8 protein-coding genes are annotated in these 21,118 nt (G+C 68.5%); all 8 read left to right on the plus strand.

From position 1 onward, the window contains the following. The first annotated feature begins 18 nt into the window (after positions 1 to 18). The 8 genes from V6S85_RS12600 (at position 19) to V6S85_RS12635 (ending at position 21,112) form a co-directional block, all read left to right on the plus strand. Positions 19 to 1,071: a FecR family protein gene (locus tag V6S85_RS12600; protein WP_334349088.1), complete on the plus strand. Its 1,053-nt coding sequence runs from the start codon at positions 19 to 21 to the stop codon at positions 1,069 to 1,071. 382 nt (positions 1,072 to 1,453) lie between these two features. Beyond that, positions 1,454 to 3,010, plus strand: coding sequence for a ShlB/FhaC/HecB family hemolysin secretion/activation protein (locus V6S85_RS12605; protein ID WP_334349089.1), 1,557 nt, complete (start codon positions 1,454 to 1,456; stop codon positions 3,008 to 3,010). Between the two features lie 2 nt (positions 3,011 to 3,012). After that, the gene (locus V6S85_RS12610) at positions 3,013 to 4,824 is read left to right on the plus strand and encodes a DUF2341 domain-containing protein (protein ID WP_334349090.1); all 1,812 of its coding nucleotides are present in this window, start codon (positions 3,013 to 3,015) and stop codon (positions 4,822 to 4,824) included. Positions 4,825 to 4,848: 24 nt separating this feature from the next. Next, the gene (locus V6S85_RS12615) at positions 4,849 to 5,256 is read left to right on the plus strand and encodes an ExbD/TolR family protein (protein WP_334349091.1); all 408 of its coding nucleotides are present in this window, start codon (positions 4,849 to 4,851) and stop codon (positions 5,254 to 5,256) included. A gap of 4 nt (positions 5,257 to 5,260) precedes the next feature. Continuing rightward, complete coding sequence (locus V6S85_RS12620; protein ID WP_334349092.1) at positions 5,261 to 5,968, plus strand: TonB family protein; 708 nt, start codon at positions 5,261 to 5,263, stop codon at positions 5,966 to 5,968. A 41-nt stretch (positions 5,969 to 6,009) separates the two neighbouring features. After that, positions 6,010 to 7,803 (plus strand): putative porin, encoded by a 1,794-nt coding sequence (locus tag V6S85_RS12625; RefSeq protein ID WP_334349094.1) that lies wholly within the window; start codon positions 6,010 to 6,012, stop codon positions 7,801 to 7,803. Between the two features lie 2 nt (positions 7,804 to 7,805). Next, positions 7,806 to 8,453 carry a hypothetical protein gene (locus V6S85_RS12630; protein ID WP_334349095.1) on the plus strand — a complete coding sequence of 216 codons (648 nt, stop codon included), beginning with the start codon at positions 7,806 to 7,808 and terminating at the stop codon, positions 8,451 to 8,453. Between the two features lie 38 nt (positions 8,454 to 8,491). Further along, positions 8,492 to 21,112 carry a filamentous haemagglutinin family protein gene (locus V6S85_RS12635; protein WP_334349096.1) on the plus strand — a complete coding sequence of 4,207 codons (12,621 nt, stop codon included), beginning with the start codon at positions 8,492 to 8,494 and terminating at the stop codon, positions 21,110 to 21,112. The last annotated feature ends 6 nt before the right edge of the window (positions 21,113 to 21,118 follow it).

Here is a 21,118-nt window from a genome sequence, read left to right on the forward strand (position 1 = left end):
GCGAGCCTTGAACCGCCGTTGCCCCCGGCGTCGAGAAACCATGCGGACCCGATGAGCGCCCCCAACACCGACGCCGCAGCGCTCCATCCGCTTGAGATTCAGAGCCTCGAATGGGTCAACAGGCTGCTTTCGGGGCAGATGTCGAGCGCCGAGACCGAAGATCTTGCTCGCTGGCGGGCCCAAAGCCCCGAACACGAAGCCGCTTTCGCGGGGGCGATCCGCTTCCGGCGCGCCGTGCGAGCAGCCGCCCTCGAGACCCGCGAGCAGGTCGCCAGGACCGCAGGCGCGCCGCAGTCCGCGCGTCTCCCGCCGCCCCAACCGACCTCGGCGCAGGGCGTCATCGCCGCGCGGCGCCCATCCATCTCACGCAGAACCCTGATCGGTGGCGGCGTCGCAGCTTCCCTGGTCGGCTACGCCGCCCTTCGCTCGTCCAACGATCTGTGGCCCACTGTCACCGGGGAACACCCCGACTACCGCGTGGCCAAGGGCCAGCGCCGCAGCCTGGACATCGCCCGGGGCGTGTCGGCCGAGTTGAACACCGATACCCGCGCGGCCCTGCGCAGAACCCCCAAGGGCGCCGAGCTTCAACTCCTGTCGGGAGAAGCCGCGATCAGCGCCGACGCCCCGATCGTGATCAAGGCCGCGCGTGGCGAAACCACGATGGCCGCCGGGCGCGTCAACATCCGCCAGGACGGCGGTTCCGTCTGCGTCACCTGTCTCGAAGGCGAGGTTCGTGTTAGCCGCGACGACCGCGCCGTCACCCTGACGGGCGGACGCCAGGTCACCTACGATCGGCGAGGCCTCAGCGCCATCAGCAGCATCGACCCCGGCGTGGTCGGCGCCTGGCTGAAGGGACAGATCGTGTTCCGCGACGTTCCACTCCAACAGGTCGTCGAGGAGATCAATCGCTACCGCCGAGGCAAGATCGTTCTGGTCGACCCGGCTCTTGCACGCCGCCCAGTGTTCGGCGTCTTCCAGATCAGCCGCATCGACGGCGCCCTGGATCAGGTGCGCCGCCTGACCGGCGCCCAGATCACCGCATTGCCGGGCGGCTTGGTGCTGCTCAGCTGACACTGACGCAAAAAGTTCACGACATATCCTGTCGCGACGCGACGCTCCCACTGTCTTTCTTCACGATGGAAGATGAGATCAGCAAGCCAATCCTCACGGATTGGCGGCAGATATCGTCGCGCTTTATTAACACGAAGTCGCGCGCCGATACTCACCCCATCCGGAAGCGATAGCTTCCGGGCGCTCAATGTTGCGAGCGCTTACTTAACCGGCCGCAAGGCCGGTCATCGAGTACTGAGGAGCGACCTGCCATAGCCGTTCCTCTGCCGGGGGATGAGTCTAGGTGCGCAAGCTTCAGAGGGCATTGTCGGCTGACCGCCGGCACGCATCGCGCAGGTCATGCGCGAGCGATCGACGCGTCTGGCTGGCTGCATGCGCCTGCATGGCGATCCTCTCGACGACCAAGGCCTGGGCTCAGACCCCGGCGACGCCCGCCGATCCCGTTGAACCGCGCTTCGACATCGCCGCTATCGACGTCGAAGGCGCCACCCTGCTGGATCAGCAGAGCCTGGAACGAGCGATCTATCCGCACCTTGGCCCGGAGCGCACCCGCGCGGACGTCGCGGCCGCGCAACAGGCGCTGGAAGCGGCCTATCACGCCAAGGGCTATCAGTCGGTCGTGGTCGAGGTGCCGCGACAGACCGTCGCCGACGGCGTCGTGCGACTGAAGGTGATCGAGACCCCGATCGGACGGGTTCGCGTGACCGGCGCGAAGTACTCGGCGCTCGACGAGGTGCGAAAGGCGATCCCCTCGCTGACCGAGGGCAAGGTGGCCGATTTCAACCAGGCCCAGGCCGAGATCACCGAAGCCAACCGGCTCCCCGCTCGCCAGGTCACGCCGCTTGTCCGCCCTGGCGCCGCGCCGGGCACGCTGGACGTCGATCTCCAGGTCACGGACCAGTCGCCGCTGCACGGTTCGCTCGAGCTGAACAACGACCGCAGCGCCTCGACCAAGCCGCTGCGGCTGAACGCCAATCTGCGCTACGAGAACCTCTGGCAGAAGGGCCACACCCTCTCGCTGACCTATCTCGTCGCGCCCGAACGTCCGGACGACTCCCAAGTCTACGCGGCCTCTTATGTCGCGCCGATCTGGGGCACGCCCTGGAGCGTGCTGGCGTTCGGCTTCAAATCGGACAGCGACGTGGCCACCATCGGCGGCGTGAACGTGCTGGGCCAGGGCGCCACGGTCGGCCTGCGCGGCCTCTACCAGTTCGCCGCCTTCCACGACATCAGCCAGAGCTTGTCGGTGGGAGTGGACTACAAGCACTTCTATGATCTGGCCCGCCTGGCCGACGAGAAGGTCAGCCCCGGTCGGGTCGACTATTGGCCGTTGACGGCGACCTACACCCTGCGCCGACAGGCCAAGACCGTCACCACCGCCAGCCTGTCGGTCACCGCCGCCCTGCGCGGCCTGGGCGACGACGATGACGGCTTCCAGACCAAGCGGCTCGACGCCCGAGCCAACTTCCTTCGCGTCAACGTCGATCTTGAGCAACTGCAGCCGCTGCCGCTGGGATTGCAGCTTAACAGCCGCTTTTCCGGCCAGATCGCCGACAGCCCGCTGGTTTCGAGCGAACAGTTCTCGGCCGGGGGCGCCTCCAGCGTGCGCGGCTTCCTCGCCGCCGAAGCCCTGGGCGACAACGGCGTGAACCTGTCGTTCGAGCTCCGCAGCCCTGCCCTGCTGGAGGCGCACCCCGCGCTGCTGCGCGACTGGCGAGCCTATGGCTTCATCGACGCCGCCAGCCTCTGGGTCCTGGCGCCGGCCGAGGACCAGAAGCAGGACCTCCTCATCTACAGCGCCGGCCTGGGAACCCGTTTCCAGCTGCTGGAACGCCTCAACGGCGACATCGTCGCCGCCTTCCCCCTGAAGAACGGTCCTACCCGCCGCGGCGGCGGCGACCGGGCCTACGTCAATTTCAGCCTGAAAGCGGAGTTCTAGACATGCGTCCCTTGGCGAGCGCCCCCCGCAGGACCGTGCAGATCCTGCTGACGGCCATAGGCCTCATCGTCGCCCTGGCGGCGACCACGGCCCCCACCGCCGCTATGGCCTGGTGGAAGAAGGAGTGGCCCTATCGCACCCGGCTGGACCTGGACACCACGCCCAAAGGCGTGGACCTCCAGGCGGACGTGGGCCGAACGCCTGTGCTGGTGCGCCTGCACAGCGGCAACTTCAATTTCGCCGACGCGGCTCCGAACGGCGCCGACATCCGCATCGTCGCCGCCGACGACAAAACCCCGCTGGCCTTCCATATCGAGAGCTTCGACCCGCTGCTGGGCGTGGCGCTGATCTGGATCGACGCACCGCAGGTGAAGGCTGGCGCCACGCAGTCCATCTGGCTCTACTACGGAGCCAAGGACACCCCCGTCGGCGACGACGCCAAGGGCTCCTTCGACGCCGACTACACGGCCGTCTACCACTTCGACGGCGCCCGCGAAGCGCCCCCCAAGGATCGCACGGCCTACGCCAACGTCGCTCAGACCGCTCCCGCGGCCTTCGAGGACGCCTCTGCCATCGGCTCAGGCGCGGTGTTCACCGGCGCGGGCCCGATGATCATCGGCGCTTCGCCGTCGCTGACGATCCAGCCCGGCGGGCGCTTCACCTTCAGCGCTTGGGTGCGCCCCGACGAGTTGCAGCCGCGCGCGGCCGTCTTCGCTCGCCGTGAAGCTGGCGACGTCCTGGCGCTGGGCCTGGATAACGGCGCGCCCTTCATCGAGGCCGGCGGCCAGACGGTCAGTGCGGCGACGCCCCTGGCCCAGGGCCGCTGGAGCCACCTGGCCCTCGTCGCCGATGGCGCGACCGTCACCCTCTACGTCGACGGCAAGTCCGTCGGTCAGGCAGCGACCGTCCTGCCCGCTCTCTCCGGTCCTATCGCCATCGGCGGCGACCTGCCGGGCGGCGACCTCCAGCCGTTGAAGGGCGGGATCGACGAGGCCCGCTTCTCGCGCGTGGCCCGTTCGGCCGCCCAGCTTCAGCTCGACGCCGCCTCGCAAGGACCGGAGTCGCGCCTGATCGCCTTCGAAGCCGACGAAAAGCAGTCGGGCATGGGCTTTGGCCACTTCGGCGTGATCATCAAGTCGGTCACGGTCGACGCCTGGGTGGTGATCGCGATCCTCAGCATCATGGCCGCCGCGTCCTGGTGGGTGATGTGGACCAAGACCCGCTTCGTGAACGCCTCAGACCGCGCCAACGACCGCTTCCTGCGCCAATTCCGCGAGCATGGCGAAGACATGCTGGCCATGACGAACCTGTCGCCCGCCGAGGCCCGCCCGCTGCGCGACTCCTCTCTGCTGCGCCTCTATCAGGCCGGCGCCGAAGAGATCCTGCGCCGCTCGCGCGGCTCGGGACGCTTGATCCTCCGCGCCGAGGCCATCCAGGTGATCCGCGCCTTGATGGACGCCGCCTATGTTCGTGAAACCCAGCGACTGGCCAAGGCCATGGTGCTGCTGACGATCTCGATCTCCGGCGGGCCGTTCCTGGGCCTGCTGGGCACAGTGGTCGGCGTGATGATCACCTTCGCCGCCATCGCCGCGGCCGGCGACGTCAACGTCAACGCCATCGCCCCCGGCATCTCGGCCGCCCTGCTGGCCACCGTCGCGGGCCTTGGCGTCGCGATCCCCGCCCTGTTCGGCTACAACTACATCCTCACGCGCAACAAGGCCGTGCAGGCGAACATGCAGGTGTTCGTCGACGAGTTCATCACCCGCATCTCCGAGCAGTACAGCGACCCGGGCTACGCCCAGGCCGCCGAATAACCGCGCGGCTCGGGAGATACGGCCATGCAGGTCCAAGACGAAGACAAGCCCTACGACGACATCAACATCACGCCGATGCTCGACCTGGCCTACGTGCTGCTGGTCATCTTCATCATCATGACCACGGCCTCGGTCCAGGGCATCCGGGTGGATCTCCCCAAGGCCAGTTCCGCCGCCAGCCTGGCCAAGCCCAAGACCAAGGCGATCACCGTCAACAACAACGGCGACGTCTTCCTGGACGCCTATCCGGTGACGATGGCCGACCTCGAGGAGCGCCTTCGCAGCGCCAAGGCCGCCGAACCGGAGTTTCCGGTGGTGGTGAAGGGCGACGCCGCCGTCCAGTACCAGAAGGTGATGGACGTGCTGGACCTGCTGCGCCGGCTCGAACTCACTCAGGTCGGCCTGGTCACCGGTCGCCCGGAGAAGGGTTGAGGCCGTGACCGTCCAGGATTCAAAGCCCGACTTGCGCGAGCGCCTGGGCAAGGTCGCCCGGATCGGCGTGCCGATCGTGGTGGTCGCGGCCCTGGCGGCTGGCGTCTGGCGGTTGGCCTCGGATACCTCGGGTGTCCGTCGTGAGGCGGCGGCGCCGCCGCTGATCGCACTGGCGCCTCCCCCGCCCCCGCCTCCGCCGCCTCCGAAGGAGCGCCCGCCCGAACCCGAGAAGACCGTAGTGGAGACGCCGGTCCCCTCCCCCACGCCCAGGCCGGACCCGGCCCCAAAGACCGACGCTCCACGGCAGTTGACCATCAATGGTCCGCCACAGGCCGGCGCGGATGCGTTCGGTGTAGGCGCGGGCAAGGGCGGCGGGGTGGCCGTGGGCGGCGATCCGAACGGATCCGACACGCCGGGCGGCGGCGCCGGCGGCTTCGCCGAGGCCGGCTACGCCCGATACCTCGACGCGGTGCTGCAGCGCGCGGTCCAGGCCGACAGCCGGATCAACCGCCTGGCCTTCACCGCTCAGGTGCAGATCTGGATCCGGCCGGACGGCTCCATCGCGCGCGTCGGCATCCTTCGTTCCAGCGGCGACGAGCGCACCGACAAGGCGCTGATCGCCGCCATCCAATCCGTCGGCCGCGTCGACCAGGCGCCGCCGCCGCAAATCAAGTTCCCGGCCCGCGTGAGCCTGAGAGGTCGAAAGACATGACCTCGTCCGCCGCCCGCCAGCCGACCATTTGGGGGATCAGAATGACTCTAGCGACCAACGCGCGCCTTCGCCTCGCTGGCGGGGCCGCACTGGCCGGCCTTCTCGCCTCAAGTATCGCCGTCACCCCGGCGATGGCGGAAACCGCGCCCTCGGACCAGCTCAGCGTCAACCTGCTGCGCCTGCTGGTCAAGCAAGGCGTCGTCACCCAGAGCGCGGCCGACGAACTGCTGGCTCAAGCCGAGCGCGACACCGCCGCTGGCAAGGCCGCCGCGCCGATCGCCACCTCGCCTCCGCCGGCGGCGGGCGTCACGCGGATCCCCTACGTTCCCGAGATCGTCAAAAACCAGATCCGTGACGAGATCCGCCAGGAGGTGATGACGCAGGCCAAGACCGAGAACTGGGCGCAACCGAACCAGATCCCCGAATGGACGCATCGGATCTCCATCAGCGGCGACCTGCGCATGCGCGACCAGTTCGAGGTCTATTCAAAGTCGAACATTGGCCCAACAGCCAGTCAGCCCGGCGAGGGCCTGATCAATTTCGCGGCCCTCAACGCCAATGGCCCCACCGATATCAACGATCTGACCAATCCCGGCGGCCTGCCGTTCCTCAACACTCGCAAGGATCGCTACAATCAGTTGTCGCTGCGCGCGCGGCTGGCCGTCAACGCCCAGATCTCCGATCAGCTCAGCGCCAAGCTGCGCATCGCCTCGGGTCAGAACAACACGCCGGTCTCGACCTCGCAGATCATGGGCGGAGGGCTCACCAAGAAATCGCTCTGGCTGGACCAGGCCTTCGTCGAGTTTCGGCCGCAGCCGTGGATTGGCGCCGCCGTCGGACGCATGCCCAATCCCTTCTTCACCACCGATCTCCTCTACGATCCGGACCTGAACTTCGACGGCGGGACCGCCCGGGCCCGCATCGGGCTGCTGTCCGACCACGGCGTGACCCTGACCGGCGTCTATGGCGCCTTCCTGCTCGACTATCAGGACGGCGACTTCCCGGCCAACAACCCCAACAAAATGGGCGTGAAGACCAAGTGGATGTTCGGCGGCCAAGGCTATGTCGATTGGGAGACCAGCCGTTTCGACTGGCGCGTGGGCGCGGCCTTCTATCAGTTCCAGTACGATCGCGGCCTGCTGTCCGAACCCTGCTTCCTGTACGCCGGCGCGCGCGAATGCTCGACCGACTTCACCCGACCGGCCTTCATGCAGAAGGGCAACACGCTCTTCCTGATCCGCAATGTCGTCCCCGACCCGTCCCTGCCGCAGGGCCTGGCGCCCAATCCTCAGTTCGCAGGCCTTCTGTTCGACTATGACCTGCTCAACCTGAACACCGAATTCAGGCTGAAGCTGTCGAGCACGCGCAATCTGACCCTGACGGCGGACTACGTGCGCAACACGGCCTATCGCTACCGCGACGCCTGTCGCTACGGTCAGGCCGGCCTGCCGGTGAACAACATCATCACCGTCGTGGGCAGCGGCGACACCAACGTCTGCGCCCAGCGCCCGGCGGGAACGCCCGCCCCGCGCTTCCGCAGCGGGCCCAACGCCTTCATGCTGCGCGCGATGTACGGCGACCGCAGCCCCGACAGGTTGGGCGAGTGGAGCCTGACCGGCGGCTACAAGCACATCGCCGCCGACTCGATGATCGACGCCTACACGGACTCCGACTTCCACCTCGGCGGGACCAACGCCAAGGGCTACTTCATCACCGCCACGGTCGGCGTGATGAAGGGCGCCAATATCGAGGCCCGCTGGCTCAGCGCCAAGGAAGTGTCGGGGCCGCCGCTGTCGATCGACGTCGGCCAGATCGACCTGAACGTGAAGTTCTGACGATGGCGCGCCCCCTCTTCTCCATCGCTACGGTCGCCCTGCTGACATCTCTGTCGACGGCGGCGCCGGTCCTGGCCCAGAGCCTCGAGGATCGCCTGCGCACCCAGCTGGTCTCGGTCACCACGGAACTCCGCGGCGCCCAGAGCCGGCAGGCCGCCCTCACCGCTCAGAAAGACACCGCCGAAAAGGAGCGCGACGAACTCAAGCGCAGACTGGCAGCCGCCGAGGGCCAGTTGCGCCTGACCCGCCGCAAGCTGGCCGAGCCGGTCGTCGATACCGGACGCATCGAGGCCCTGGCCCAGGACGTCAGCCAGGCCCGCGCCGAAACCCAGGCCGCGCGAAGCGAAACCTCCAAGTTGCAGGCCGAACGCGATCAGGCGATCGCCGAGCGCGACCGCCTCAAGGTCGAGGTCGGCGCCCGTGACGAGGCGCTGCAGCGCGCTCGCAAGAAGAATGACCAGGCCGTCGCCGTGGCCAAGGACGTGCTCGACGCCCTGTCGAACGTCAGCGTAGCCGACGTAGTGGCCCGCAAGGAGCCCCTCACTGGCCTGCATCGCGTGCGCATCCAGAAGCTCGAACAGGACTTCGGCGACCGCATCTACGACAGCCGCCTGGACGTACGTCCGCCGGCCGAAACCCGTCCTCAGTAACGCCCGCCAGAACGCGTCCGCACCAGCGAGAATTTAGCATGACCGCCCAGAAGAACCTCGGAGTGGCCGGCGCCCGGCGGGCTCGCGCTCAGCTCCTGCACGGCGCAAGCCTTCTGGTCTTCGCCGCCTTCGGCGGAACCGCCTGGGGACAGGTCGCATCCCTGCGTGGCGCGACCAGCCTGCCCGCGGCCACCGGCGCTGGAGCGCCTTCCGTGGCGGTTCCGGTGGTGCCTGGCCTCTCCACGGGCGGCCAGACCGCCGCCCAGCAGGCCGCGGCCGCCCGCGCGCTGCAGAACGCCTCCCGGGCCCAGCAGGCCGTCACCCTCGCCGCGCAAGCCCAGGCCGCCGCACGACAGGCGAGCGGCGGCGCGACCGTGCCCAATGGATTGGCGCACGGCGGCCTGGCGCCGGTCGCCAACCCCACCTCGAACAATGCCGGAAGTGGCCTGTCACTGTGGACCGGGGCCAACCTGCCGACCCAAACCACCAAGGCCGACGGCTCTATCCAGGTCGACGTCAAGCAGACCGCCTCGCGCGCGGTGCTTTCTTGGGAGACGTTCAACGTCGGCGCCCAGACCACGCTGAACTTCGACCAGAGCCAGAATGGCGTGGCCAAGCCGGATTGGGTGGTGTTGAACCGCGTCGTCGGCCAACTGGACCCCGCCACTGGTCGCCGGACCGACCAGGCGCCCGCGCCCAGTCAGATCCTCGGTTCGATCAAGGCCCAGGGCACCGTTCTGGTGATCAACCAGAACGGCGTGATCTTCGGCAAGAACGCCCAGATCAACACCGGCTCCCTGCTGGCGTCGACGCTCGAGATCGGACGCCAGACGCGGGTGCTGAACGGCGCGACGCAAAGCCTTTCCCTGGCCGATCGCAACGAAGAGTTCCTGAACTTCGGCCTGCTGGGCGCAGCCAGTCAGGTCGCCGCCGGCCAGGCCGCGGCCGACACGCTTTCAGCCCAGCAGATCAACGTCATCACCAATGAAAGCCGCCTGGAAGGCGCGATCACGGTCGAGGCCGGCGCTCAGATCACCTCCAGCGCCGGCGGCTTCGTCATCCTGGCCGGGCCAAAGATCACCAATGCGGGAACGCTGACGGCCGATCGCGGCCAGGTCAGCTTGGCGGCGGGCCGGACCGTGCGGCTCGAAGCCTCGACCGGCGCAGCCGGCACGGCCACGCCCGACATCCGCGGCCTGAAGGTCTCCACGAGCGTAGATAACGCTTACGCCTCGGCCCTCTATGTCGAGAACAAGGGCGTCATCCAGTCCAGCGAGGGGTACGCTTCGCTGATGGCGGCGCGCGGGGGCGCGGTGATCAATTCCGGCGTTATCACCGCCACGACCAGCGTCGCCCGCAACGGGTACGTGGAACTGCAAGGCGGCCAGATTCGCCTGGCCCCGACCAGCATCATCGCCATCACTCCGGACGACGACGGGACCATCCCCCAGGACTTCAAGTCGCTGAGCGATTTCAAGACCTCCCGGATCACCATCGGCGACGCGACCTCCAGCGTCGAGATGGCGTCGGGCAGCCTCATTTACGCGCCAAGCGCCAAGGTCGGGGTCGGCGCCGCACCGGGGATCGACACGACCTATCTGGACCAGGCGGGCAATACCAGCGAGGGCTCGCGCATCTTCATCGACAGCGGCGCGACGATCGACGTCGCCGGCCTGAAGAACGTGCTGATCTCAGCGTCGCGAAACAGCGTGACCATCTCGCCCGTCAAGGGCAACGAGTTGGCCGACACCCCGGCGCTACGCAACAGCTTCCTCCGCGGCGCGACGCTCTATCTCGACCCGCGGCTGTCGGGCGTGCGTGACGACGGCTTCGCCTGGATCGGCTCGCCGCTGGTCTCGGCGGCAAGCTACGCCCAGCAGGTCGGCATCACGGCCTCCGAACTGATGACCAAGGGCGGCGACGTCACGCTGGGAACCGCCGTCACCCGCAATTCGAGCGGCGTCGCCAAGGCTCCCGACGTCATCATCAAGAAAGGCGCCCAGATCGACATCAGCGGCGGCTGGGTCAACTACCAGGGCGGCATGGTGCGCACCACCAAGCTGGTCGACATCAGCGGCGCGATCGTCGACATCAGTCAGGCCGACCCCAACGGCGTCTATGTGGGCATCTACAGCGGCTTCGTCCACGACCAGCCGCGCTTCAACGAAGTCCGTACCTACGCCAACCCGCTGCTGACCGGGGCGCGCTACCAGGACGGATACAGCGAGGGCCGCGACGCCGGCGCGCTGACCATCAAGACTTCGCAGCCGTTGCTGGAAGGCACGGTGTACGCCGACGCTTTCCCGGGCCTGGTGCAGCGTCAGGACGCACAGCTCGGCACCGGAGCGACCACCGTCCATGGCGACAAGCGACGCGTCCAGGCCGCCCCCTCGCAGTTGCCGGTCGGGGGTCTGCTCTCGATCCAGGAACTGGGCCTGGTCAACGGAACCAGCACGGTCAGCGGCGGCGGCGACATCCGTATCGTCGACGGCGAGACCCCTACGCTCGCCAACGGCCTGCGCTTCGGCCAGAGCGTATCGATCGACAATTCGGGTAACCTGCTGATCCCTGTCCGTCCCGAAGACTCGCTGCCTTCGCTCGACACCCGCAAAACCCTGACCCTCGGCGCCGACACCCTCGCGCAGATGGGCCTGGGTCAATTGAACCTCACCACCTCGGGCAGCCTGACGGTCGAGCGCGACGCCGAGGTGGTTCTTTCGCCAGGCGGCGTCTTCAGCGCCGCGACAGGTGGCCGGATCACCGTCGATGGGTCCATAGCGGCGGCTTCCGGCCTCATCGACCTCACCACCTATGGGATGGGCTCGATCTTCGAGGCCGTCACGCCCAAGCCCGGCGACTACGACATCGTCGTCAACGGCTCGCTGTCCACGGCGGGGCTGTGGATCAACGACTACGGCGCATCGGGAGAGGCCCTGCGAGGCTCGGCCTACACGGGCGGCGGGAAGGTTTCGCTGAACGTGGCGGCCCGCAAGCTGCTCTATCCGGCGACGACCTCCAGCGCTTCGGCGCCGGAAACGAACGTCGATCTCAGCGGCAGCATCCTGCTGGATGGCGAGCACTCGCTGATCGACGTGTCCAGCGGAGGCTACGTCACGTCGAACGGCGGCCTGATGCTGACTGCCCGCGGCGGCGACGTCAGCCTGACCAACGACACGACCTACTTCCAGATCGGCTACAATCCGACCGGCACGCCGGAGGCCGGGGGCTGGCCAGGCATTCGCCTCGACGGCCTGCCCACGACGGTCAATCCCGGATCCATGGACGCCAAGGTCTCGATCGGCCGCGGCGCGATCCGGGCCCACGGGTTCGGCGGCGGCGGAACATTCAGCCTGACCACGCCCTCCATCGCCTTCGGCGAGGGGCGCGCCCTGACCGGCACGAACCTCGGCCTCGACTTCTTCTCGCAAAGCGGCTTCGCCGCCTACGACATCAAGTCGTACGGCACGTCGCTGACGCCCAACACGCTGAGCGGACTGGGCGGCTACAACGCCGTGCTGTCCACCCAGACCCTGACGATCGGGAACGGTCAGAGCCTGAACCTAACCCAGTCGCGCTATTCGATCCGCCCGACCACCGCACAGACAGCCGCGCTCATCGCCTTGAGAACGGGCGGCCGGGTCTCGGACGTCCTGACGGCCGCCACGCCATCGGAGGCCTGGGACCAACTGGGCGTGAACCTGACGTTCGGCGGCCTGGTGGAACTCAAGGTCGCGCAAGGCGGCCAGATCATCGGCGCGCCCGGCTCGACCATCGGCGCCTCCAAGATCCTCAACCAGGGGCTCATTCGCCTCCATGGCGGCAAGGTCGTGCAGAGCGCCACGCTTCCCGCCTTCTACGCCGGGGCGACTACCTTCCCCGTGACGGCGGCGCGAAGCCTGAGCGAGATCTTCAGCACCCGCGCGGACGGCTCGGTGGACCCGAACGCGATCTCCAGGATCGACCCCACCCGCACCAACGCCCAGGTGGCTCGCGGCGCGGTCTATCTGCTGGGCGAACTGGACGCCGAGGTCGGAATGCGCCTCGACGCCGGCAGCGTGACCGACCTGTCCGGCATCAGCATCCGCAACCCCTACGCCTCGGCCGTGACCGATGGCCGTCAGGTCGTCACCGGCCGACTCTGGAACGGTGGAACCCTGCAGACCGCCACGGCCAGAAGCCTCACCGGCACGATCGTCGGCGTCACTCCCGCCATCGGCGGCGTCTCGCCCTACACGAACAGCGACACCCAGCCCAATCTTCGCGAAGACACCGTCGGCCTGGCGCTCGACGCCGCGGCGGGCGCCGTGATCGATCTTTCGGGCGCCAGCGACGTCTACGACCAGCCCAGCGCCTTTGGAAACTACGCTCCGGCGACGCAGTGGAGCAACGGCGGCGTCCTGAACATGGGCGCCGGCGGCAACATCGCCGGCGCGACCATCAGGGCCGACGGCGGATCCGCGCAAGCGGCCGGCGGCGTTCTGGCCCTGCCCGACCTGGTGCTGACGAGCGACGCCAGCGCCGCCCCCACCCGCAACACCCTGACAGCCCAGGCCATCGAGGCCGCGGGCTTCGACACCCTGGTGGTCCAAGGCTCGCTGCGGGGCGAAGGCGATGTCGACCTGAAGCTGGGCTCGGCCTTCTATCTGACCTCAAAGACCTGGGACGGCGTCACGTCCTTGAACGACGCCACCTATCGCCAGAGCCTTTCTCCCGTGATCGGCGCGAACGGATCGCTGCGGATCAAGGCGGCCTACATCTCGCTGGGCGGCGCCTTCCAGAGCCTGGCTACCCCGAACGTCGGCGTCCCCGGCGCGGGTGAAGTCGTGTTTGACGCCGGAGCGATGGACGTGGGCGGCGCGGTTCTGTTCGACCGCTCCGTCGCCAAGGCCCGTTTCAATGTCGCCGGAGACCTGCGCTTCACGGGTGTCGCGCCCTACGAGACCGCGTTCGCCATCCCAGGCGCGGCGCCGGCTCCAAGCCTTTCGGGTCACCTTGCCGTCAATGGCGACCTCTCCCTGGTCGCCGGCCAGATCTATGCCACGACCGGTTCGACCTACGCCGTGACCTCGACGGCAGGCGACGGCCTGATCGCGATAGGCCGCTCCAGCGCCACGACGCCGGCGACACCCTACTCAGCCGGCAGCAATCTCAGCTTCCAGGCCTCCAGCATCGTCCAGGGCGGCGTCCTGCGCGCGCCCCTCGGCACGCTGACTCTCGGCGCCCAGAGCCCGCTGACGCGGGGTGGCGTCCAGTTCGCTCCCGCGACCGGTTCGGTGATCCTGGCGGATGGAGGCCTCACCTCGGTTTCGGCCGGCGGACTGTCCATCCCCTACGGCGTGACGACTGACCAGAAGGAATACTACTTCAGCCCCACCGGCGCCGACCCGTTGAAGGGACCGCCGGCCGGCGCCCTGAACCTGGCCGGCCGCGACATCGTCACTCAAGGCGGCGCCAAGATCGACCTCAGCGGCGGGGGCGACGTCTACGCCTACGAGTTCATTCCCGGCGTGGGCGGCTCACGTGACGTGCTCAGCCAGTACAATCCCGACGCCTTCAGCGGCAACGGAGGCTACCAGTACGCTGACAAGCGCCAGGTCTACGCCATCGTCCCAGGGCTCTCGGACGGAGGCGTGGCGGCTTTCGACCCGATCTACTCATCGAACTACGCCGACCTCTACAGCGCTACGGCCGTCGGCCGGCGCGTGTACCTGAGCGGAGGTCCGGGCTTTGCCGCCGGCTGGTACACCCTGCTCCCCGCCCAGTACGCCACCCTGCCTGGCGGCATGCGGGTCGTCGAGGAAAGCGGCCTCAACGCCGCTCCCGGCCTTGCCCAGAGCGGTCTGGACGGCTCGATACTGGTCTCGGGACGCTTTGGCGGGCTCAACGGCCAGGAAGATTCCGCGCTGCGGATGTTCACCGTGCAGAGCCAATCAGTTTTCCGCAGCTACTCCAACATCGCCCTGACGTCGGCCACCCTGGCCTTCTCCGACCAGGCGCTGAAGGCCGGTACGGTCGCTCCTCGACTGCCGACCGACGCCGCCCGTCTTACGATCCAGCCCGTCGACAGCCTGACGCTGGCCGGAACCTTCGACACCACGCCGGCCAAGGGCGGCCGCGGCGCCCAGGCCGACATCAGCGGCGCTGACATCGTCATCGTCTCCGACGTAGGGGCGCCCATCGCCGGCCGGATCCAGCTCGACGCCGACCAGCTGTCAAACCTCAACGTCGACAGCCTGCTGATCGGCGGCACACGGACCGACAACGCCGACGGGACCACCACGATCAAGGCCAGCGCCTCGCGGATCACCGTTTCCAACGACTCCGGTCACGCCCTGGCCGCGCCCGACCTGCTCCTGGCGGTCGACAACGGCGGAGCCGTGATCATCGACGACGGCGCGACCGTCATCGCGCGGGGCGCCACGTCCGACACGCGGACGGGCGCCTATCTGCTAGACGGGTCCGCCACCAACCTCACGGGCAAGGGCGCGCTGGTCAGGGTGTCCAACGGCGCGGCCAGAACCGTGGCGCGAACGAACATGGACGCTGGCCCCGACACGGCCCTGCTACGTGTCGGGGCGGCGACCCTGACAGGCGCCAGCGTGCTGCTGAACTCAAGCCGCGACCTGACCATAGACCCCCAGGCCACCCTCTCCGCGACCGACCTTGGCCTCAGCGCGGCGGAGATGCACTTCTCCGAAACCCCTGAAGGCCTCGGCGGTCTGGTCGTCACGGCGCGCCTGGCCAAGGCGCTGGGCGCGGCCAAGCGCCTGACGCTCAGCACGCCATCGGTCATCGACTTCGCGGCCGGCGACTATGCATTCGGCGACCTTGTCGTCGACGCGGGCGGCTTGGCCGTGGCCCCGGGCGACGGTTCGGTCAAACTCACGGCCGGCTCGCTGACCCTCGCCAACGCTCATGCGAAATTGGCTGGCTGCGTGACCGCCTGCGGCGCGGGGACCTTGGCGATCTCGACCCAGAACCTTGCCTTTGGATCGGGCGACCTGCAGGTTCTCGGTGCCGGCGGCGGCGTATCGATCGCGGCCCGCGACGGGTTCTTCTACCAGGGGCGCGGCTCGCTCAACGTCGGCTCCGCGGCATTGACGATCTCGACCCCGCTCATCGCCGACCGCGCCGCCCCGATCGGCTCGGACGGCAAAGCGATCATCCCCACGCTGGCCCTCGTCTCCAGCGGCGCGGTCAGCATCCTGGGCGGCGGGGCCGCGGCGGCGCCCGAAGGCGTGGCCGGCGCATCGCTGACGATCGACGGGGCGACCATCTCGGTGGCCCAGACCAGGATCCGCGCCTCGGCCGGCGTGCTCAAGCTGACCGCACGGGACGACCTCACCATCGGCGCCGGAGCGATCCTGGCGACGCCGGGCTACGTGAAGTCGTTCGGCGACGCGGCCGATCCCTATCTGGTCCACGCCTCGGGCGGGGCCCTCACCCTGACCTCGGTGAACGGCGACATCGACCTGGCGGAAGGCTCCACACTTTCGGTGGGCGGCGGCATGGGCGAAGCCGGCGACCTGACATTGAACGCCGCCAACGGGTCGGTGCGCTTCGCCGGCGCCCTGGAAGCGAATGCGCCGGGCAAGGGCGCGGGCTTCTTCCTGAACCAGGGCGGTGCCTTTGATCTCGCCAGGTTCCAGGCTGTGACCGGAGGCGCGTTCACCGGCCATGTCGCCATCCGGACCGGAACCGGCGACCTGGCCCTCGCCGCGGGCCAGACGTTGAAGGCGGACAATGTCTTCCTGACGGCCGACGGCGGCCGGATAGACCTGGCCGGCGCGATCGACGTCTCAGGCGTGAACGGCGGCGACGTCCGCTTGATCGGCGCCGACGGCGTGCTGCTGCGCACCGGCTCGAAGATCGACGCCCGCGCCGAAGGCTATGGCGACGATGCGACGCGCGTTGCCGAGGGCGGTTCGGTGTTGATAGGCACGAGCCAAAACGGCGCGATCCGGGTCGAGGCCGGAGCGGCCATCGATGTCGGCGCGGCCCGCGGCCAGGCCCGCCTGGTCGAAACCCGCGAGAACGGCGTGACCAACTACCGCCTGGTCGAGGCCGACCGCGGCGGCTCGCTTACCTTGCGCGCGCCGGTCGTCGAAGCAGGCGGTCTTCAGACGGTGAACGTTTCGTTCGCCGGCGCCGTCACCGGCGCCGACAGCGTCACCGTCGAGGGCTACAAGGCCTACGACCTCGGCGAGATCGCCGTCGGCGGCCAATTTTCCGGCGTCACGATCAGCAATGGCGTGGCCACGCTGGACCTCGCCGCGACGGGCAAGCCCAACTTCCTGGCCGACACCACGGCGGGAACCCTCGCCGACTTCATCCGCCGGTTCGACATTTCGGCGGCCTACGGACAACTCGGCGGCCTGGCGTCGGCCGCCAACTTCCACGCCCGCCCAGGCGTCGAGCTGAACTACGCCGGCGACCTAGTGCTGAGCTCGAACTGGAACCTGGCCGCGGGCGTGGTGAACGTCTCCGGCGCGGTTTCGGCCGGACTGATGGCCCTGCACCCCAGTCTCGCCGGCGCCTACTACGTCAAGCCTGGCTCCGAAGGCGCGCTGCTGGCCGACTATGCGGACATGACCTACCGGGTCGGCGGCAAGGCCTCTGGCGAAGCAGGCGTTCTCACCTTGCGAGCGGGCGGCGACCTCACGCTGAAGGGCTCCATCACCGATGGCTACTTCACCTTCGGCGACCAGACCGATCCGGCCTATCTGAACACCGTGCTGGGCGGCGGATCGAAGGTCTACAACGGATCGGTGAACGGCGCCTGCGTGGGCTCGTGCGCCACCATCGGCGCCTATACGCCCACGGGCTCGCCGACCAACGTCATCAGCGTCACCTTCCCGGGGGCGTCCGCCCTCAGCAGCCAATTGGTGGCGAGCGGCAACCCTGCCCCCTATCGCGCCGCGGCCAACAGCGCCGCCGCGCTCGGCTCGGGCCTGAACGGCGCGGGCGACGCGGTCGCCAGCGCGGACCTGTTCCCGCTCATCGAGACAGCCTCCGGACAGCGGGCCGTCCACTCTTCATCCTACCAGTTGGTCGCGGGCGCCGCCCGGGACAACTCCGGCGCCTTCAGCGCCGACCCGACCCGCACCCAGGCCGGATCGGACGCCAGCCTGTCTCTCGACGGCAGGGGCGCCTACAGCTACGGCGGGGTCGCCGGCACGACCGCCTTCTCCGACACTCTGCTGTTTGGCACGGCCAACGGCCAGAGAGTGACGGCCGAAGCCTGGTTGCAAGCGCAGTTGGCGGCCAACCCCGCATTCACGGTCAACTCCTACACCCGCATCACCTTCTCGGCGGCCCCAGCGGCGGTGTCGGCGTTCCTGTCCCAGAATGCCCGCGCCTACTTCGCGCAGTTCCCAGGGCGCTACACCCTGACCGGACCGGCCAACGCACCGACAGGTGTTTCGACCACGCTCGAACTGGCGGCTGGTTTCCTCAAACTGTCGGCCAACTCCTGGTCCACCCTGAAGACCAGCTACACCCCGCCCCGTCCGACCGCGGCCCCGCCGCTGACCACCGTCCAGACGGCCGCGCTCATCCGCACCGGCACGGGAAGCATCGAACTTTCCGCCGCGGGCGCCATCGACCTGCGCAATGGCCAGGACGCCGTGTACCGCAACCTGACCACCGGCGCGGTGACGAGCGCGACCTCCGGCTATCAGGTCGGCGGCGCCGCAGTCTACACCGCCGGCCATCGAGTCCTGCCGCGCCAGGTGCTGGTCGCCGATCCCGCCACCGGCGAGATCCTGCAGCTCGATCCGACCGCCTACTCGCAACCCGATCCGCGCCTGACCAACTACGGGTACGGCGCGGGGTCCGGCGGCGGCGCGGGACTCGCAGGCCTGCTCGAGGCCGAAACCGTCTACGCCGAAGGCGGCGGCGACGTCAGCCTCACCGCCGGTGGCGACGTACTCGGAAGGCGCGACGCCTACGGCGCCGCCCGTATCGGCGCCAACGGCAACCAGCTCCGCGACCTGGCGTTCGTGGGATCCATGACCCAGCCCTGGCGCGTGGGTCAGGTCGGCGAGATCACCGACATTCGCATCAACAACAAGCTGTTCGCCGAGGGCGTGGGCACGCTGGGGGGCGGCGACGTCATGGTCGCCGCCGGGGGCCAGGTCGTCGACCTGAGCATTGTCGCCGACACCTCCGTAACCACCGCGGACGTCGGCGGGCGCACCGGCCGGGCTTTGCTGACCTTCGGCGGCGGCGACGTATCGATCAAGGTCGGCGGCGACCTGCTGGGCGGCCGGATAGACATCGGAAGGGGCGATGGCGACATCGTCGTAGGCGGCGACATCGCCGCCGCGGGGAGGGCGCAGTTCGATGCCGCCGCCCCTTCGGCGCTGACCGACAACGGTCTTCGCCTGCGCCTGACAGACGCCCAGATCAGGATCGCCGCCCTCGGCGACGCCGCGATCCAGGGGATCACCGCCTTGGGGGTCGGCGACATCAATCGCATAGGCTTCTACAGCGGCGACAGCGGCGTCTCGATCCTGGCGGGAGGATCGGTGACGGTGGCCAACCCCAGCCTCAACACTGGCGTCGGCGACGTGGTCTCCAACGGCGGCGACCCAAGCTCGCTGATCGGCAAGGCGATCTATCCCACCAGCTTCTCAGCGGTGGCGCTGGCCGGCGATCTTTCGCTGGGCAGCAACATCGACCGCCAGATCCTGCTGTATCCCAGCGCCCGGGGAACCTTGACGCTGGCGGCCGGCGGCGATGTGGCCGCAACGACGATCGCCATGCTGGATATCGATCCTGGCCTCACGCCCGGCGCCTTCTCGAGCTATCGGCTTGTCGGCAACGAACTGGTCGGCGGCAAGCCCTTCGCCTTCCCGGCCGTACTGCCTTCCACCAGCCTCGCCGAACGCCTGCAACTTCACGCCTCGAGCCTCCCTCACGCAGGTGACGCCACGCCCAACCGCGTCCACGCCGGCGGCGACATCGACGGGATGATCATATCCACGCCAAAGCTGACCCGTATCAGCGCCGGCCAGGACATCGTCGACATGATGTTCTTCGGCCAGAACCTGGGCTCCACCGACATCACCCGCATCGTCGCTGGACGGGACATCACGGCGACGACCACGCTTCGACGAGCTGTCGTGGACTACGTCAACGGCGCGCCGGTGATGGGCCCGCTCCTCCCCACGCTCAACGGCGGCGCCTTCGTCATAGGGGGACCGGGCCATCTCTTCCTTGAAGCCGGCCGCGACCTTGGCCCATTCCTCAACTCGGCGACCGACGTCTTTAATCCGCTCATCCAGAGCAACACCCAGCAAGCCGTGTTCGGCGGCGGCGTACTGTCGGTGGGCGCGGAATGGAACCCTTGGCTGGGCGCCCAGGGCGCCAGCGTCGTCACGGCTTTCGGCGTCGCCAAGGGCGCCGATTACGCCAGCCTGCGCGAGACCTATCTGAATCCGGCCAACGCCGCCAACTGGCCCGATCATCTCTATGTGAACACGCCGGACTCGAATGACGTACTGACGCCCGACAAGTCCAAGCCGATCTACGCCCCCCTGCTGAGCGCCTGGATGCAGGCCAACCATCCCGACGCTCTGCCCGCCGGCGCGGCTGACTACGCCAAGACCTATGCGGCCTTCTCCAGCCTGCCGGAACTGCAGCAACGCGTGTTCCTGCTCAAGGTCTATCACAACGAACTGACCCAGACCTCCGTGCCCGGACCGTCCTACCTGAAGTACTCCCGCGGCTACACGGCCGTGAACACGCTGTTCTCCGCCAAGCTCGGCTATACAGCAAACGACCTCAGCGGTGGCTCCAACGGCGCCAACCAGACCGTCCGCACTGGCGACCTGGACCTGCGCCTGTCGACCATCCAGACGGCTCGCGGCGGCGATATCAGCATCCTTGGGCCGGGCGGCAGGGTTCTGGCCGGTTCGACCGTCAGCACGGCGCAGCAGGCCGCGCGACGCAATTACTTCGGCCGCGATCTCTTCTCCGGCGTGGTCAGCAATGGGCTGGTCCCAGCACAGACTTCCTACCTCAGCGAGGTGCCCAGCGGCTTCGAGGGCGTACTGACCCTGCGTGGCGGCGGCGTCTACACCTTCACCGACGGCGACTTCGTGTTGAATCAGAGCCGGCTTTTCACCGAACAGGGCGGCGACATCGCCATGTGGTCGTCGAACGGCGACCTCAACGCCGGCCAGGGCCCCAAGACCTCGGCCAACTTCCCGCCGGCCGTGGTCAAGGTCAGCGACAACGCCTATGCCGAGCTGGATCAGGCCAACGCCGTCAGTGGGGCCGGCATCGCCGCCTTCCAGCCCGCTCCCGGCGTCGAGGCGCCGAACGTCTACCTGATCGCCCCGCGCGGCACCGTGGACGCCGGCGACGCCGGGGTGCGGGTGGCTGGCAATCTCTTCGTCGCGGCCCTCTCGGTGGCCAACGCCGACAACTTCAGCGTCCAAGGATCGGCCATCGGCGTCCCAACGACGAGCGCCGCCCCGACCGTCAGCAACGAGGCGAGCGCCGCCTCCAGCGCCGCCGAGAAAGCCGCCCAAGCCACCGCCCAAGCCCGCCCCCGCGATGAACGCTCGATCATCAGCGTCCAGGTGCTGGGTTTTGGCGACAAGGAGTGCGACGACCCGGCGCGTCGCGACGACAAGACCTGCCGGCCCTAAGGCTGT

It is taken from the genome of Caulobacter sp. CCNWLW153, assembly GCF_036889365.1.
Taxonomy (GTDB): Bacteria; Pseudomonadota; Alphaproteobacteria; order Caulobacterales; family Caulobacteraceae; genus Caulobacter; species Caulobacter radicis.